Source organism: Chitinophaga eiseniae, assembly GCF_012641265.1.
GTDB classification, from domain to species: domain Bacteria; phylum Bacteroidota; class Bacteroidia; order Chitinophagales; family Chitinophagaceae; genus Chitinophaga; species Chitinophaga eiseniae_A.
In genome coordinates this window covers 825,933-843,823 of record NZ_JABAHZ010000002.1, presented here as the reverse complement: position 1 = coordinate 843,823, position 17,891 = coordinate 825,933, and the positions used below count along the sequence as shown (strand labels likewise).

The 17,891-nt window shown below is 43.7% G+C and carries 14 protein-coding genes; 5 read left to right on the top strand and 9 right to left on the bottom strand.

Annotated elements, in window-relative coordinates; genetic code table 11:
- Positions 1-73 precede the first annotated feature (73 nt).
- A complete protein-coding gene (locus HGH91_RS11060) occupies positions 74-1,063 on the top strand; it encodes an aspartate-semialdehyde dehydrogenase (protein ID WP_168738498.1) in 990 nt (329 codons plus the stop codon).
- A 317-nt stretch (positions 1,064-1,380) separates the two neighbouring features.
- Positions 1,381-1,632 carry a hypothetical protein gene (locus HGH91_RS11055; protein WP_145662617.1) on the top strand — a complete coding sequence of 84 codons (252 nt, stop codon included), beginning with the start codon at positions 1,381-1,383 and terminating at the stop codon, positions 1,630-1,632.
- 255 nt (positions 1,633-1,887) lie between these two features.
- Here the strand turns inward: HGH91_RS11055 and HGH91_RS11050 are convergent, their stop codons facing one another.
- The 4 genes from HGH91_RS11050 to uvrB all read right to left on the bottom strand — a co-directional run bounded on the left by HGH91_RS11050 (position 1,888) and on the right by uvrB (position 7,885).
- Positions 1,888-2,547, bottom strand: a complete 660-nt coding sequence (locus tag HGH91_RS11050; protein ID WP_168738497.1) for a DUF2461 domain-containing protein — start codon at positions 2,545-2,547, stop codon at positions 1,888-1,890.
- 118 nt (positions 2,548-2,665) lie between these two features.
- Complete coding sequence (locus HGH91_RS11045) at positions 2,666-3,751, bottom strand: porin (protein ID WP_168738496.1); 1,086 nt, start codon at positions 3,749-3,751, stop codon at positions 2,666-2,668.
- 278 nt (positions 3,752-4,029) lie between these two features.
- Positions 4,030-5,421, bottom strand: a complete 1,392-nt coding sequence (locus HGH91_RS11040) for an ammonium transporter (RefSeq protein WP_168738495.1) — start codon at positions 5,419-5,421, stop codon at positions 4,030-4,032.
- Positions 5,422-5,830: 409 nt separating this feature from the next.
- Positions 5,831-7,885 carry an excinuclease ABC subunit UvrB gene (gene uvrB, locus HGH91_RS11035; RefSeq protein ID WP_168738494.1) on the bottom strand — a complete coding sequence of 685 codons (2,055 nt, stop codon included), beginning with the start codon at positions 7,883-7,885 and terminating at the stop codon, positions 5,831-5,833.
- A 101-nt stretch (positions 7,886-7,986) separates the two neighbouring features.
- On the opposite strand from uvrB, the gene HGH91_RS11030 reads away from it, so the two are divergent.
- Positions 7,987-8,778, top strand: a complete 792-nt coding sequence (locus HGH91_RS11030; protein WP_168738493.1) for a S1/P1 nuclease — start codon at positions 7,987-7,989, stop codon at positions 8,776-8,778.
- Between the two features lie 79 nt (positions 8,779-8,857).
- Here the strand turns inward: HGH91_RS11030 and HGH91_RS11025 are convergent, their stop codons facing one another.
- Complete coding sequence (locus HGH91_RS11025; RefSeq protein WP_168738492.1) at positions 8,858-9,781, bottom strand: PfkB family carbohydrate kinase; 924 nt, start codon at positions 9,779-9,781, stop codon at positions 8,858-8,860.
- A gap of 79 nt (positions 9,782-9,860) precedes the next feature.
- Positions 9,861-11,276 carry an MATE family efflux transporter gene (locus HGH91_RS11020; RefSeq protein WP_168738491.1) on the bottom strand — a complete coding sequence of 472 codons (1,416 nt, stop codon included), beginning with the start codon at positions 11,274-11,276 and terminating at the stop codon, positions 9,861-9,863.
- Between the two features lie 440 nt (positions 11,277-11,716).
- On the opposite strand from HGH91_RS11020, the gene HGH91_RS11015 reads away from it, so the two are divergent.
- Complete coding sequence (locus HGH91_RS11015; RefSeq protein ID WP_168738490.1) at positions 11,717-12,253, top strand: hypothetical protein; 537 nt, start codon at positions 11,717-11,719, stop codon at positions 12,251-12,253.
- 110 nt (positions 12,254-12,363) lie between these two features.
- Here the strand turns inward: HGH91_RS11015 and HGH91_RS11010 are convergent, their stop codons facing one another.
- The gene (locus HGH91_RS11010) at positions 12,364-13,299 is read right to left on the bottom strand and encodes a LysR family transcriptional regulator (protein WP_168738489.1); all 936 of its coding nucleotides are present in this window, start codon (positions 13,297-13,299) and stop codon (positions 12,364-12,366) included.
- Between the two features lie 91 nt (positions 13,300-13,390).
- Between HGH91_RS11010 and HGH91_RS11005 the strand changes: the two genes are divergently transcribed.
- Positions 13,391-14,620 carry an MFS transporter gene (locus HGH91_RS11005; protein WP_168738488.1) on the top strand — a complete coding sequence of 410 codons (1,230 nt, stop codon included), beginning with the start codon at positions 13,391-13,393 and terminating at the stop codon, positions 14,618-14,620.
- A gap of 98 nt (positions 14,621-14,718) precedes the next feature.
- On the opposite strand, the gene HGH91_RS11000 is transcribed toward HGH91_RS11005, so the two are convergent.
- Positions 14,719-16,779: an OmpA family protein gene (locus HGH91_RS11000; protein ID WP_168738487.1), complete on the bottom strand. Its 2,061-nt coding sequence runs from the start codon at positions 16,777-16,779 to the stop codon at positions 14,719-14,721.
- Between the two features lie 65 nt (positions 16,780-16,844).
- Entirely contained in the window at positions 16,845-17,852 is a 1,008-nt protein-coding gene (locus HGH91_RS10995) for a PorP/SprF family type IX secretion system membrane protein (RefSeq protein ID WP_168738486.1), read from the bottom strand.
- Between the last annotated feature and the right edge of the window lie 39 nt (positions 17,853-17,891).

Genomic DNA, 17,891 nt, shown 5'->3' with positions numbered 1-17,891 from the left:
AAATACTGAATGCTATGAAAAGCGCATGCGATACATTAATTTTGGGTTTCCAAAATTAAAAATGTAAAACAAAATGAAAGTTGCCGTAGTAGGAGCGACCGGACTGGTAGGCTCAAAAATGTTACAGGTGTTAACGGAAAGAAACTTTCCCGTTACTGAATTGATTCCAGTGGCTTCTGAGAAGTCCGTAGGTAAGGAAGTAACATTTAAGGGTAAGACCTGGAAGGTGGTGAATGCTGCAACGGCAATATCGATGAAGCCTAATGTGGCTATTTTCTCCGCTGGTGGCGGTACTTCCCTGGAATGGGCGCCTAAATTTGCGGAAGCTGGTATCACTGTTATCGACAACTCCAGCGCCTGGAGAATGGACCCCGGCAAAAAACTGGTGGTACCGGAAGTAAATGGCGATGCCATTACCCAGGACGACAAAATCATTGCTAATCCTAACTGTTCTACCATCCAGATGGTGCTGGTACTGAAACCACTGCACGAAAAATATAAAATTAAAAGGGTAGTGGTATCTACTTATCAGTCAGTAACCGGTACCGGCGTAAAAGCGGTAACCCAGTTGATGAATGAAAGACAAGGTATCAGTGGCGAAATGGCATATGCATACCCTATCGATCTGAATGTTATTCCGCAGATAGACGTATTTCTCGATAACGGCTATACGAAAGAAGAGATGAAGATGGTAAATGAAACCAAAAAAATTATGCGGGACGACAGTATCCTGGTAACAGCAACGACTGTACGTATTCCGGTAATGGGCGGTCATAGTGAATCCGTAAACATCGAGTTTGAAAATGAATACGATGTGAAAGAGCTGCGTGGCCTGCTGGAACAAACACCTGGTGTTATTGTGGTAGATGATCCTTCTAAAGCCCAGTACCCAATGCCTAAAGATGCGCACGACAAAGACGAAGTATTTGTAGGCCGTATCCGCAGGGACGAAACGCAGCCTAAAACGGTGAATATGTGGATAGTAGCAGATAACCTCCGCAAAGGAGCGGCTACCAACGCTGTACAGATTGCAGAATACCTCAGTGGCAAAAACTGGTTGTAATCATACTGTTGTGCTATGTAATTAAGGGACAAAAATACCCCTAAACGTGGCTCCCGTAGATGACTATACGAAAACGATTTTATAACTTATTAAGAGCAAGCATGTTATCGCTTGCTCTTTTTTATATCCTTCATAAAACAATAACACAGAAAGCTTAAAAATTACACGGAAGTAGTATTGATTTGTGCGGCAGAAAATCCAATTTTGGAATCAATAATCCTATGCCAACTAAAACTCTTTGAAAGTGAAGAGTAGTCCAATTTTAGAGATGCCGGTTTTTTTCGTTATTTTCTAATCAGAAAACACCCTTAAGTCCTATGAAAACCAACACCAATCGCGAGCTTCTGTTAATGCACAAGTTCACCGAAGAGTGGAGTAGCAATTTCTCCTCACAGGTATCCAGGATCATGAATATCGTTGATCAGCAGGATACTTTAGATGGGATCATACCAATTATCGAAGTGGCAAACGTTTATAATCAACGTTTTGCTCACGCTCGTACTGACAAAGAAAATCTTTTAAAGAATCGCAAGGCTCGTCCATTCGAATTTCTGATTCACAAAAACTAGTGGTATATTAGTTTATCAGATAAGTATGGGATGAAGAAAAAGAAATGGCCATTTAAATACGAACTTGATCCAAAAAACAACCTGCATTTACCTTCAGAACATAAGGCGATATTCGCTTATATCGCGCTATGGATACTGGGCATTATGTGTGGCCTTCTTTTCCTGGCAATGTTTGCCGGTGTAGTATACATGGTAATAACAGGCGATTATTAAATAATCGCATTTATCTGATAAACTAATATCAACACTTTCCGGCTAGTCCATAGCGCGGTTAATGAACTGGATAAAGGGCTGCATGATGGCAAAGGTTTTCAGTATTTCCCTCACGAGCGCCGGTTGTGTGCAAGCTTCATCAGTGAACGGATGAGAAACAACAAAGCTTTTCAATTTCAGGTAGGCAATAGCCGGATTATCCGGTTGATATCCCTGTGGAGCTGTTTTTAACGCTTCTCCTTCTATTTTCCCAAACTGTTTAATAAACTCCTTATTGGAAATCAGCTGTTCAAATTCCTGGAAATTATAATCTATTTCCTGGCGTAGCTTTTTAAGTTCAGGAGCGCCTGGCATCCAGAGCCCGCCACCGGCAAAGCTATTGCCTCCCGGCTCCATGTGGAAATAATATCCTGCCAGGGTAGATTTTTTGCCCCCTGCCTGGAAAGAAGCGGCCAGGTTTACTTTATAGGGCGTTTTATCTTTCGAAAACCGAACATCCTTGTAGATCCGGAACACACAATCTTTTAATTGCAGGCCCTGCATAGAAGGCTCCTGCTTTGACAGTCCATCTATCAGCTGCTGCACCATACTTTCAAAATCAGCCTTGGCGGCCTGGTATTCGGTTTTGTGTTCGTCAAACCAGACCTTATTATTATTCAGCCTGAGTGACTTCAGAAATTTTAACGTGGACGGCTGCAACATTCTTTCTTTTTGACAGCAAGATAATACAAATCAATTTACGATGCAGGGATTTAACCATTTGTTTCCATTGCCATGGGGCTGCTGTCACCCCTGCATCGTTCTTTTTGTAATGCTCCTATCAGAAGTGATACGTAGCGGCTAACAAAACATTGGATGTAACATCATATGGTTTGCCATCAGACTTATTGAATATATTAGCTGAAGCTTTGTCTAATCTAAACTCTGGCATAATAGTAAGGTTTCCTACCTTATAATTTAAGGTAACCGTTCCTTCTACTACGTTACCTCCGCCAGGCACGCTGCCAAATACTTTCAGGCCATCTTTATCACTAAAATATTCACCACGTACCGTGAGCCCCACTTTGCTTGTAAAATCAAGATTTACATACAAGGCATTTCCCCACCATTTGGCATTTTCACGAACATTCTTAGGCACCGTAGTATTGGAATACGTGCTATAGGTAGCATTGTAACCGAGTCCCAATACCTTATTCACCTGGTAAGTAGCTACAAGGTCTACCTGGTGATTCTGTATGCCTGAAGTATCCTTTCCTTCCAGGTAATTGAGGTATAATTTGATGGGTGTTTCAGCTGGCGCAAAACCCAGTTGAGCACCTATATATTTATGACTGTTTGCGGTGACTGATTTCAGATCGGTAGGATTAAAAACCCCTACCATAGCGGTAAGTGAAGAAGTGAGTGCCAGGTCAACCTTGGCGCCGGTATTGAAAAATGGTCCATAGCTGAATAAATAGCTCATACTATAGTTCCTGTTGGTGTAGGCATCTACTAATTCATAACCAATATGGGTCGCAAAACTACCCAAACTGATTTTAATCTTGGGGGTCAGCTCATATGAAACATATAATTGCTTAATCGCCATCGCCAGGCCGTTTTTCCCATCTGGCAGGTCGTTGTAGGAAAATTCTCCCGCTCTTTTTCCAAATCCCAGGTCGGCTACAATGCTTCCTTTTTTAAACCCATGTTCTACTTTCAGCGATACCATCCCCAGTTCAAATGAATTGTGCGAATTGGTAAAGCTGGTTTTATTGTCGGTGTAGTTACCGTTCAGATTATATTTATAATAAACATCTGCTGAACCGGAAAGCTTAAACGCGGGTACAGCTGTGGTGTCTGCTGTGGATTGCGACATGGCAAACAAAGCGCTGCCCATAGCAAATAAGGTCGTTAACATTCTTTTCATACTTATATATTTGGTTGAGAAATGGTAAGTACTACGGCCTTTCTTGCAGATTGTTTCAGGGGTGGTGCATAACGCGTGCTTCTGATAGTGCTACAATCAGAATAGGAGGAATGGATAATCAGTAGTCAATGATTGGTGCAATTTTCACTTCTTACAGCTAGTTAACTACCAATTATCCATTCCAGGTTCTTACAACATAAAATATATGTTTAATACAGTTGATATAGATCGTATCCGGGGAAATTCCATTCTTTTGAAACACCTGCCAATGTTACATTTCAGGAATGTACCAGTTCATCTTCTTCTTTCAGGGAACCATTGTCTGATATGCTGATGAGAGAAGGATGATAGTTTTCGTTGTGCTGAGTAACATCGAGACCAAGTTCTTCTTCTTCTTCAGATACACGCAGTGGGTGAATCAGGTTGATGAGTTTGAAGATACCGTAAGAAACCGTGAAGCTGTAACCTACTACCAGCAATAATCCCAGCACCTGGTTTTTAAACAGCTCGAAGTTGCCGTAAAACCAACCGTTGTTACCGGCATCATTTATTGTTTTAGTAGCGAAGATACCGGTGAGCAGCATACCTACCATACCACCTAAACCATGGCAGGGGAATACATCCAGTGTATCGTCGATGCTTGTTTTTGATTTCCAGTGTACAGCTACGTTAGAAATGATGGCAGCAATAAACCCGATAAATACACTTTGCGGGATAGCTACGAAACCGGCAGCAGGCGTAATGGCCACCAGACCTACTACGGCGCCTATGCAGAAACCAAGAGCAGATGGTTTTCTACCGCGGATTACATCAAAGAATACCCATGATAAACCAGCAGCAGCAGTAGCGGTGTTAGTTGTAGCAAAGGCAGTAGCTGCGAGGGAGCCAGCGCTCAGGGCAGAACCGGCGTTGAAACCAAACCAGCCAAACCAAAGTAAACCGGTACCCAGTAAAACAAAAGGAATATTTGCGGGTTGTAATTCTTTCTTTTCGATATGATCTTTTCTTCTTTTCAGTACCAGGGCTCCGGCCAGGGCAGCACAACCTGCAGTAATATGTACTACGGTACCACCTGCGAAATCGAGTACGCCGAGTTTAAACAGGATACCATCAGGATGCCAGGTCCAGTGTGCAATAGGCGCATATACTAATAAGCTGAATAATACCATGAAGAGCACATAAGAAGTAAAGCGGATTCTTTCTGCTACGGCACCTACCACCAATGCGGGGGTAATGATAGCAAACTTCATCTGGAAGAGTGCAAACAATAACAGCGGAATAGTAGGGGCGAGGCTCCAGGGTCCGCCGGATCCTACGTGTTGAAACATAAAAAATGTGCGGGGATCTCCGATGAGGCCATGATAAGAAGAACCAAATGCCAGGCTAAATCCAACTACTACCCATACGATGCTGATTAATCCTGTAGCAATGAAGCTCTGCATCATGGTAGAAATCACATTCTTCTTATTTACCATACCTCCATAAAAGAAGGATAAACCAGGCGTCATTAAAAATACCAGTGAAGAGGCTACCAGGATCCAAGCAATGTCAGCAGAATTATATTTACTGGTATCAGCAAAATTGGGGAGCGAAGGGATAAAAATTCCAATAATTGCAATGATTGCAAGAAAAATGAAGGGGAGATAGTCCTGAAATGATATTTTCTTCATAGCGATCTATTTTTAAATTTCTTAAATAAAAGTATATCTGAAATTTAAAACGTCAAATAGAAGGCGCTAAAAATAGAAATATTTGAATAGAGGGTGCGATATTTAGGATTAAGCTAACTATATAATAATTAATTATAATATTAATTACGAATTATTGCTATAGCAACATTTATGAAGGCAGCAAAATAGCATGTAAATTATTGAATATCAATTGATATAGAGATGTGTTACGAGAAGGTTAAGAATTTTCAAATTTACCAGGTGGATGTATTACTGTAATTGTGTAAAAAGCAATACAACAACCTGGTAAACAATTTATTATAAATTACATATTTATCAATTCAACATCTAAAAACAACCATTCACATTAAAAATAAATACATATAATGTTTTAATTAGGCCGGGCTAACTATTGCTTCATTTCTAATAATTCGCGCTCTAAAGCAAACATCTGATCCCTTAAACGGGCCGCTTCCATAAAGTCGAGATCACGGGCTGCCTTTTCCATATCCTTTTTCACCTTGGCAATCGACTTCTCCATTTGCGGGATTGTTTTCACAGCCGCCGCAGACGACCTGGCATAAGCCATGGCATCTTCTGCTACCAGCTGTACCTCGTCGTGAACAGCCATCGGCGAATGTTCATCAAAGTGCTTGATTTCCAGTACGGACGTTTGCCCGAGGATCTGCTCCTTGCTCTTACGAACGGTTTTGGGTGTAATATGATGCGCCTTGTTAAATGCCTGCTGTTTCTCCCGGCGCCGGTCTGTTTCATCCATAGTCCGCTGCATACTCTCCGTGATCTTATCTGCATAGAATATTACCAACCCATCTACGTTACGGGCAGCACGTCCCGCCGTTTGGGTCAGCGACCGCTCATCTCTCAGGAAGCCTTCCTTATCGGCATCCAGGATGGCCACCAGCGATACTTCCGGCAAGTCTAATCCCTCACGGAGGAGGTTTACGCCCACCAATACGTCGATATTGCCCAGGCGCAGGTCTCTTAGTATTTCTATACGTTCCAGGGTATCTACTTCAGAGTGGATGTACCGCGACTTAACATTAATACGTCCCAGGTATTTGTCCATTTCCTCCGCCATACGCTTGGTCAGGGTGGTTACCAGTACCCGGTCGCCCTTCAGCACCCGCTTATCGATTTCTTCCAGCAAATCATCCACCTGGTTCACGCTGGGTCGCACCTCAATAGGAGGCTCCAGTAGGCCGGTAGGACGTACTACCTGCTCTACCACCACCCCTTCTGTTTTCTTCAGCTCGTAATCACCTGGGGTAGCACTTACAAAAATGGTCTGATTGAGCATATTCTCAAACTCATGGAAGTTCAACGGCCGGTTATCCAGTGCGGAAGGCAGTCGGAATCCGAATTCTACCAGGTTCAGTTTACGGGAACGGTCGCCACCATACATAGCCCCTATCTGGGGAATGGTTACGTGGCTTTCATCTACCACCAGCAGGAAATCCTCAGGGAAATAATCCAACAGGCAGAAGGGCCTTGCACCTGGCTTACGACGGTCCAGGAAGCGGGAATAGTTTTCGATACCGCTACAGTAGCCCAGCTCACGAATCATTTCTATATCATAATTCACCCGTTCTGATAAACGTTGTGCTTCTATCAGCTTACCATTGGCCTTAAAGTATTCCACCTGTGCCTTTAATTCGTCCTGTATTTCAAAGATGATCTGCTGCATCATTTCTTTGGGCGCCAGGTACATATTAGCCGGGAAAATGGCAGCATTTTCCACCACGGTAATACGTTTACTATTCTGCACATCAATCGTCTCTATTTCCTCAATCTCATCTCCAAAAAAAGTAATACGGTAACCATAATCCACGTAAGGCAGGTTAATATCCACGGTATCTCCTTTTACCCGGAAATTCCCCCGGTTAAAATCGCCTGTAGTGCGACTGTACAGGGAGTTTACCAGCCCATGCAGCAGCGTATTACGACTTACCGTCTGGCCTTTCTGTATACGGATAATCCCATTTTCATACTCTGTAGGGTTACCGATACCATAGATACAAGACACGCTGGCTACCACAATAATATCCCTGCGACCGGAAAGCAGGTTGGAAGTAGCTTTCAGTCGCAGCTTATCCAGTTCCTCATTAATAGCCAGGTCTTTTTCTATATATGTATCGCTCACAGGCATATAGGCTTCCGGTTGATAATAATCGTAGTAGGACACATAGTATTCTACCGCATTATCGGGGAAGAACTGTCTTAATTCGCCGTAGAGCTGCGCTACCAGGGTTTTATTGTGGGTAAGCACCAGGGTGGGGCGCTGTACTTCCTGGATCACGTTGGCAACAGTAAAGGTTTTTCCGGAGCCGGTTACGCCCAACAGGGTCTGAAATGGTTCACCGTCATTGAGTCCTCGGGTTAATTGTTTAATCGCTTCCGGCTGATCACCAGCAGGAGCGTATGGAGCCTGTATCTTAAATGACATATTGAAATTTGTATTTGAGCAGTCTGTAAAAATACTAAAGAATCAGGAAGAGAAGTGTTAAAAAAGATGCTTTAATTTTGCTGCTTATTTAAGGACGACTTATGAGAAAAAAAATCTTAACAGGCCTGTTAATCGCCTTCCTGCTTCCTCTTGCCTCTTTTGCCTGGGGCCCTAATGGCCACCGTATTGTTGCCGAAATAGCCTGGCAGCACCTGACTCCACAAGCCCGTAAAGCGATCACGCAAATTCTTGGTCGCCAGCCGATGGCAATGATTGCCAACTGGCCTGATTTTATTAAATCAGACACTACGCATCAATACGATCATACCAGCAAATGGCATTACCTGGATTTTCCCGCCAATATCGACCGGACTAAATTTAATGAGTTACTGGCCGCAGCTACTGATGAAAATCTTTATACCGAAACCCAGGCGATGATCAAGGAACTGAAAAACCGTTCCCTTTCCAAAGACAAACAGTTGTTTGCACTTACCTTCCTGGTACATATGATGGGAGATATGCATCAACCCCTGCACGTGGGTCGTGATGAAGATATGGGCGGCAATAAAATTTCCGTCATGTGGTTCGATAAGCCATCTAACTTACACCGGGTATGGGACGAGCACCTGATCGATTTTCAGCAGCTCAGTTATACCGAGTATACCAAAGCCCTGGACATCGCTTCTGCTGCGGAAGTAAAAGCATTGCAAAAAGGATCCATTGCCGATTGGATGTATGAATCGCACCTGCTGGCCGATAAAGTATATAGCTATACACAACCCGATGCCAAGCTCAGTTACCGTTATAACTATGTTTTTATGAACGATCTGAACCAGCAATTGCTGAAAGGAGGGTTGAGACTGGCTGCTATTCTGAACAGCATTTATAAATAACATCTCACTGTATAAAATGATAAAAGGGGAATAACCTAAGCCGGTTATTCCCCTTTTATCATTTTATATAAGATATATCCTATACCAGGTCGATATCAAAATTAACCAGTTGTACAAACTGCTCCAGGCGCGCAGAAATATCTTCCTGCGTAATTTCCCGGAGACGTTCGGTACCAAACTTCTCCACACAGAAAGACGCCATTGCTGATCCTACTATGATGGCGGTTTTCATGTTTTCGAAAGAGATATCTTTTGTTTTAGCCAGGTGACCGATAAAACCACCTGCAAAAGTATCTCCGGCGCCGGTTGGGTCATACACGTCATCCAGCGGCATAGCAGGCGCAAAGAATACATGATTTTCATAAAACAGCAGGGCGCCGTGTTCTCCTTTCTTAATAATAAGGTAACGGGGACCCATCGCCATGATTTTACGGGCAGCCTTTACCAGGGAGTACTCACCGCTTAACTGGCGCGCTTCTCCGTCGTTTACCATCAACACATCTACTTTCTTCAACACTTTCAGCAAGTCGTCGAGTGCCACTTCCATCCAGAAGTTCATGGTATCCATAACAATCAGCTTAGGACGTACTTTCAGCTGATCCAATACGCTCATCTGTACTTGTGGGGTAAGGTTACCCAGGATCAGGAATTCGCTGCCCTGGTAGCTTTCAGGAATAACCGGTTTAAAATCTGCCAGTACGTTTAACTCTGTAGCCAGCGAGTCGCGGGTGTTCATATCCATGTGATACTTACCGGACCAGTAGAAAGATTTTTCGCCTTGTTTTACCTGTACTCCATCGAGCGCCACTCCTTTGTTTTTCAGCGCATCCAGCTCTGATTTGGGGAAATCTTCACCTACTACAGATACCTGGTTGATAGGCTTAACAAAATTAGAGGCCGCCCAGGCAATATAAGTGGCTGATCCGCCTATAATTTTACCTGACTTTCCAAAGGGGGTTTCGATTTCATCGAAAGCCATTGTACCTACGACAGTGAGAGACATGCTATTCCAATTAATTTTTATTATGTTAAAATTTAATACAAAACCTGGCAAAGGTAATTACTTAAATAGAAAGACAACTTTAAATCTTTACTGTTTTCCAGGCACCGCGGCGGAATAGCAGTATAGCGGCGATAGCTGAAGTAGACTCGGAGATGGCAATGGCCCAGAATACCCCCACAGGACCCAGCTTTAGCCAGATAGCCAGGACATAAGCCAGGGGCATTTGCAGCGTCCACATCACAAATAAATTGATGAGCAGGGGAGTACGGGTATCTCCGGCACCGTTGAACGACTGGATAAGCACCATACCGTAGGCATAAAAGACATATCCTGCGCTCATCAGGCGGATACACTGCACCGCATAATCCAATACCACCGGATCGGTTGTAAAAAAGCCTATAATGGACCGTGCCCCGGTAATGAATACAATAGCTACGAAGCCCAGGAATAGCATATTAAAAAACGCCGCCCGCCAGGCCGATATTTCCGCCCTTTCCGGCTGTTGAGCACCCAGATTTTGCCCTACCAGCGCTGCCGCCGCATTTGCCATTCCCCAGGCTGGCAGGATGGTAAAAAGCACCACCCGGATCGTAATTGTATACCCTGCTACCGCATCTTTTCCAAAATGGGCAATGATACGCACCAGGAATATCCAGCTGGCCGCAGCAATAAGCATCTGGGCAGTGGCGCCCACTGCTATCCTGAGAATGCTCCAGATAATCGGTAAGGCAGGCGCCAGGTGCTTCCGGGTAATACGTATCAGATCCCTTCCTTTTGCCAGGTGATAAAGTTGGTATAGCACGCCCACACCCCTTCCAACGAAAGTAGCAATGGCCGCACCTTTCAACCCCATAGCCGGAATGGGGCCGGCACCGGAAATCAGCAACGGACATAAGATAATATTCAAGCCATTAGCAATCCATAAGGCACGCATAGCCAGGGCCGCATCTCCTGCACCACGAAAAATACCATTGATGAGTATTAGCAAAATGACCACAATATTACCGCACAACAAGATCTTCGTATATATATAACCGTAGTCTGCCACATCCATGGATGCTCCCATCATTAATAAAACATCTTTTGAGAAAAAGACACCCACTACCGTTACCAGTAGAGATAAGATCAAACCAATGTACAGGGCTTGCATGGCAGCATGTGCTGCAGCATCCGGGTCTTTTTCCCCGGTACGACGCGCTATCATGGCAGTGGCGCCCATACTTAATCCCATTGTAACCGTATATACCAACATCAGGATAGATTCCGTAAGCCCTACCGTAGTAATGGCATTTACTCCTAAATGACCTACAAAATAAATATCCACTACCGCAAATAACGACTCCATCGCCATTTCCAGGATCATAGGTACTGCCAGCAGGAAAATAGCCCGGTTAATACTGCCGGTAGTAAACTCTTTCTCACTACCAGCCACCGCTATCTTGAATAACTGAAAAAAATGACGGACACGCAATAACGTTTTCGTTAAAATAGACATATAATAAGTTGAAATAATAAACTGATAATGGCACTTGGCAGTGCCACAAACCAAACAATAATGCGGAGAGAAGATTCGCGGGAAGTACCAGCGATTATTTAAGCTTTCATATTACTATCAGTTTATCATCGAATGATGAGATACAAATGTAATTGATTTCTTTCCATAAAAATCATCTCTGACAAGAGAAATAAAAAATTGGTATACTTACCATGAATCTAAAACCACCTCGCTAAGACCATTTACAGCAAGCCATTACAGGGCACAAGAAAAAATAATTCAAAATATATTGCGATAGCTGTAACATTTAATTTCAAGTCTCGTTTAACATATCATATCAGCGCTGAGAACCTATTGCATAAAAATTCAAGAACGAAAATTACACGATCAACAACGTAGCATCACCTTTATAAAACCTTCATAAAACACAAACAATGCTTATGTTCAACAAGAATACTCTCCTGACCGGAGCAGTAATGGCCACTGTATTGGGTATATCTTTCAGCTCCTGCAAAAAGGATAATGACGATCCTATTGTTCCTACTCCACGCAGCAAAACTTATGAGCTGAAAGGCACTACAGGAGATGACAAGGATAAAAAAATAGGCACCGTAACACTCAAGGAAAACCTTGCTGACAGTGGAAATAGCGTAATCGTTGTATTGAATCTCGACAAGAACACCAAAGACGCAGAATACAATGTTTACCTGATTAAAGGCACCATCGCCGCACCTACCACCGACACTGTTTTCCGGCCAAAAGACCTGGAGAAAAAAGCGATCAGCTTTAAAGGTACCGGCGCTGCACTTACTCATACCGTAGTTGACAAAATCAATACCATCAAACTGTATCAGCCTAATAACGTACGTACCGAAATTAAATTTAAATACGACGATGTACTGGCACTTTCTTCTTTCCTAAAAGTGGCTACAGCAACGGGAACTGAAACGTTGGCCATCGGCAGCTTTGGTAAATAAGCGTTAACACCACCGCTGTAATATTTCATTAAAACTATAAAAGCATGCTTCTGTCAGAGGCATGCTTTTGCGCGTTCCATCTATAAATAAGGATACCTAACTAAACATATCTATACAGACTCCTGCAACACTTCATCATTAGAAAATAGCGAAGACTGCTCTTCAAAAAGCGCTTCAATCATTCCTATTTCCTTACTGTACATGGTCTTCTTGCGGGTGCCGAAGTAGAGCGTATTTTCCATTACTTTGTTTCCTTCCCAGGCCAACTTTAACTTTCCTGTTGCCAGTTCATGCCTGCAGAGAAAATCGGGGATGATGGCAAAGCCTTTTCCATCAATTAAGCAACGAACAATAGAACATTTGTTGGGCACAATATAATTTGGACGGAAATCGGGGTGCCTGTTGAAATTCAGGTACCAGAATCTGCGCATATTTTCCATATCGGCAGCAGTTGTATACCATGTTTGCCCCTTTAGCCACTGCTCGGCTTCTTCAATTCTATTAGCCATGATTAAGCTGGTGAATGGTTGAATATCCTGCATGCCGCCACCTGCCAGTACAATTTTTTCTTTAGCAAAAGCCTTGTACTCCAGGTTGGCCTGGTTGCTTTTGTGGGGCGCAATGATCAAGTCGAGCAAGCCATGGTCAAGATCCTGCTGCATATCAGGATACTCTCCGAATTTAATGTTGATGTTAAACGGAAGGGTAGAGATATATTGTTCCAATGTAAACTGGAAAGTTTCCAGGCACATGCCGATACTAATGGTCGACCTGTTGTCTTCCGCACTTTTATGAAAATGCTCTTCCGCCTGTTCCAGCTTATTCACGGCTTCGAGGATGAAGTTATAGAACACTTTTGCCCGTTCTGTGGGCACCATTTTCCTCGCTGTTCTATCAAAAAGTTTATATCCCACATACGCCTCCAGCGAATTCAAATGCAAACTTACACCCGGCTGGGAAATGAATAACGCTTGTGCGGTGGCTGTCAGTGATCCGGTTTCATAAATTGTTTTGAAAGTCCGGAACCACTCGAAATTTACTGGCATAATCCATCATTTTTCTGATGCAAATGTATTATTTAACTAATTATGATAATAATGCTTGCTGAAATAATTTTGTGTCAGTAAAAAAAACGACATGGAACAAACACTTACCTTAAATAAAAAACATAGCATCCAAACGGTTGGAAAAAAGATTCCACCGGCACTCTGGGCATTGACTATCAGCGCTTTTGCTATTGGCACCACAGAATTTGTCGCCGTCGGCATTCTCCCTACCATAGCAGAAAGTTTACATGTTACAGTTTCGTCTTCGGGGTTATTAGTGAGCATATATGCGCTGGGAGTTGCCATAGGAGGCCCCATCTTAACCGCCCTCACCAGCCATTTACCACGGAAGCCATTGCTAATGTCGATGATGGGACTATTTATACTGGGTCATATTGCATCTGCGATGGCTCCTGATTTTGGGTTATTGTTAACTGCCCGGTTCATCTCTGGCTTTGCCCACGCTGTATTCTTTGGTGTAGGCGCTACCATTGCAGCTACGCTGGTAACGCCCGACAAGAAGGCTACCGCCATCGCTATTATGTTTGCAGGGCTTACGGTGGCTATCATTGTGGGCGTGCCCCTGGGAACTTTCATTGGCCAACATTTTGGCTGGAGAGCCACCTTCAGCGGCGTGGCTATCCTGGGAGGTATTGGTTTTATGGCTACCTTCCTGTTGCTGCCTGGCGATTTAAAGAAAGGTGTTCCCTTACAAATTACCGATCAGCTGAAAGTATTAAAGAATAAACATATTGTGATGGTGCTTGGCATTACGGCCCTGGGCTATGGAGGCACCTTCGTGGTATTTACTTACCTGGCTACGCTATTGGAAAAAATAAGTGGTTTCAGCGCATCTTCCGTTAGCTTACTGCTATTACTTTATGGCATAGCCATCGCGCTGGGCAATATGGTTGGAGGAAAGATCAGCAATTTTAATCCTGCAAAGATCCTCATCAAACTATTTATTTATGAGGCAATCGTTTTATTCCTGTTTACCTTCACCTCACATCAGCCTGTTGCCGCTATACTCACCCTGTTGCTGATGGGAGGGCTCTCCTTCGCTACTGTTCCGGGGTTGCAGCTGTATATAGTACAAATGGCAGAAAAATATCTGCCCGGCACGGAGGATATTTCTTCTGCCCTGAATATTTCCGCTTTTAACCTGGGGGTGGCTATCGGCGCTTCTGTAGGCGGAAGAGTAGTAGATACTTCATCGCTGGGATTAACTGCTACCCCTTGGATCGGAGCTATTATAGTACTGGCGGGCGCAGGGCTCACCATACTGAGCTACCGGCAAAATAAAACCCATACGACAGTGTGACGTAAGCATTAAGTGACAACAAAGAAAAAGCCGCCTCAGGGAGACGGCTTTGGTAATTGTAGGATATGGAAGCAATAACGCTTCGGTAGGGGTCGATATTATTGTCCGGTATCGGTGTCGTATGTATTCTTTACCGCTACCTGTCTTTTTAATACTTTAAATTCGGTTCTACGGTTCATTTGCCGTCCTTCCGGATTATCCTTATGATTAGGCAATGAGTTAGGCGCTATTGGTCTTGATTTACCATAACCTTTAGCAATCAGCCTGTCCGCAGCAATTCCCCTGCTAATGAGATAATCTACGCAGGATTGAGCGCGTGCCTGTGATAATTTCTCGTTGTATTTCACGGAACCAACGCTATCAGTGTGCGCACTCATTTCGATGGTCAGCTTAGGATTATCATTCAACATATCTACCACCGTATCGAGTACTGTCTTCGATTCTGGCCGCAGCGTGGCTTTGTTAAAGTCGTAGTAGATATTATTTAAGATAATGGGCTTTTCGATTTCATAATGTTTAAGGCAGAGCGTAGGATTTTCCATAGAGTCTACCTGTTGCAGTGATGCGGTATTAAAGTAGATATTCTTCGTAAAATAATTTTCCTTCTCTGCTACTATCTTATAGAAGCGTTGCGGATCTACCTCAAATGTATACCTACCTGTAGGGTCGAGGATAACCTGGCGGATGGTTTTTCTTCTCACTGTATCCAGCAAACTTACAGTGGCGCCATCTAACGGCTGTTGTGTATCACAATCTATGATCAGTCCACTCACAGTCTTTTTAATCCGCCTGATGCTGAATACTTCGAGGCAGCAGATAGATTCCCTGTCGGAACTGATGAAACCCGCCGCAAAAGGGTGGGTATTATCTAATGCGGTGTAGTAGATATCATCCTTGGGAGAATTTAAGGGTTTGCCCATGTTAATGGGTACAGACCAGGTACCGAAATCTCCTTCACTTTGGAAGAAGTCTAATCCTCCCAAGCCTACGCGGCCATCGGTACTAAATACGAGCAGATTTTTCTCTGCATCATAAAAGGGCGCTTGTTCTTCATCTTTAGTGTTGATGGTAGTTCCCATGTTACGGGCTCCTCCCGGTACGCCATTGGTCATAATGCAATACCACAAGTCATTTTTGCCCATACCTCCCGGCCTGTTGGATGCGAACAGCAGGTATTTTCCATCGGCAGTAATATAAGGTTGCATGGAATTATAACCAGATGCATTTACGTTATCTCCCAGTATTTTAGGTTCAGTCCATGCGCCGTTATGGAGCGTGCTGATGTAGATGGCGGCGTGTTTTGCACCATCTTTCACTGTCCACCTGGTAAGATACAAGGTGTTGCCATCGGGTGTAATAGCCGATACTCCCTGGTCATATCCTTTAGCAACAGGAATGTTTACTTTTTTGCTTTTATCATAGGTATTATCAGCACCAATAGCGGTGTAAAGATCATTTACATAGGGAGTGCCTTTCTTTGTTTGCTTTTTTGCAGCAGCCTGGTTATTGGCTGCCGGAACCGGTAAGGGAGGATTATCGGGGCGGGAAGATGTAAACATCAGGGTGCCGCCACTCAATATTACGGGGGCGTAGTTGGCTCCGCCTTCATTTACATTACCGGCAGTTTTTTCGATCGTATACCTTGGCTCTTTATTCGCTTCAGAGAGCGCAAACTGGCAGCAGGCTATTTCCAGCGGGGTTCTTACAGACAGTTCATCTGCTGCGGTATAGCTTTGTTTGAATTTGGTGAACTCATCGAGGGCTTGTTGGTATTTACCATTGTAGCGCAGACAAACGGCGTACCAGTAGCGTGCCTGTGGAAATGCAGGGTTGTTAAATCCTACCAGCTGTGAGTACCAGGTTTCCGCGTTGCCATAGTCATAGAAGAGGCGGTATGACTCCGCCAGGCGGGCAACCACCTGTTGATAATCTTTTAGTTTACCACTTGGGGCAGTGCCTCCAACGGTATAGGGTAGAACCTGTTCTGGTTTAATCTTAAAGGTACCCAATGCTTTATTATAGTACTGGGCAGCAGAATAATAATCCCTTGAGTTATAAAAAACATCCGCTGTATGCTTGTAATCATACACATACTGCGCTTGTATGGAGTTAATTATTCCTAAAAAAATCACCAGCAAACAGAGTGTAATTTTTTTCATGAGGGTTCCATTTCTATTTTTCTGTATAAGTTTTTCCTCCATTCTTCCTCCAGTTTCAGACAGTTTTATAATCTTGGGCAGATAAAGTATTCTTCATTCAGCATTCTCCTTTTGCGGCTGATAAAGGACAGAGATACTTCGAAACTCTGGCTGCCATTTACCAGGCGGCGCATATTGGAGGTATTGGCGTCGTAGCTCAATCCCAATACAAAGTTTTTGAAGTGAAAACCGGCAAAAGGAATGACGGCATCGTTAAACCGATAGTTACCGCCTACCAGGAAGTCAAACTCAGGGTTTACCAACAGGCTGGCATATACGCCGGCAACGGTTTCTTCCGCATTACCTTGTCTCATATATAAACCGGTAGGCGTAAGGCTCAGCCGTTCGTTCAGTTTTATTTTAGTTCCACCATGCACCAGGTAACGAACCGGCAATCTTTTATCTGTTCCGTCCGATGCAAAAAAGTCCTTTGGTTGTGTCAGGTGAGCGGCGGCAAATCCCACAAATGGATTGAGCATGTGATTGGGGTTTCCGTCGAAATATACCGCACCTGCTCCTGCATCGAACTGGCTGGAGTTGGTTTTACTTACATTTTCTCCGTTAAAAATACTGGGATCAAAACCTGTAACCGGTTGATACTGGCTACCAGTCTGGAATTTAGCAGGATCTAATCTTCTGTTGATTAAACCGGCATTTATACCAAATACTATCTGACTGGTTTTGGTACGGCCAAATTTCACCCCGCTATAGGAAACGCTGGCCATTGCATTAAAATAGTTGTACCCGGCATCACCAGCGGACATGTTCATTACATTAAGTCCTACACCAATATTCTTGTCTGTAGCAGCGTCGATCGATACACCGGCCGTAGAGAAAGGCTTTCCATAATTAGCCCACTGATTGCGATAATCGCCGCTAATGCGGTAATCACCATCAATCACTCCCGTCAGGGCTGGGTTTAACCATAGCGGGTAGGCATAGTATTGTGAAAAATGTGGATCTACCTGGGCTACAGCCAGGCGGGGCAACAAACTGCTCCATAAAATTATTGCAACTATAAACATCCTTTTCATAGGAACACTTTTTAGTTTTTCTGAATAAACCGGGATGCT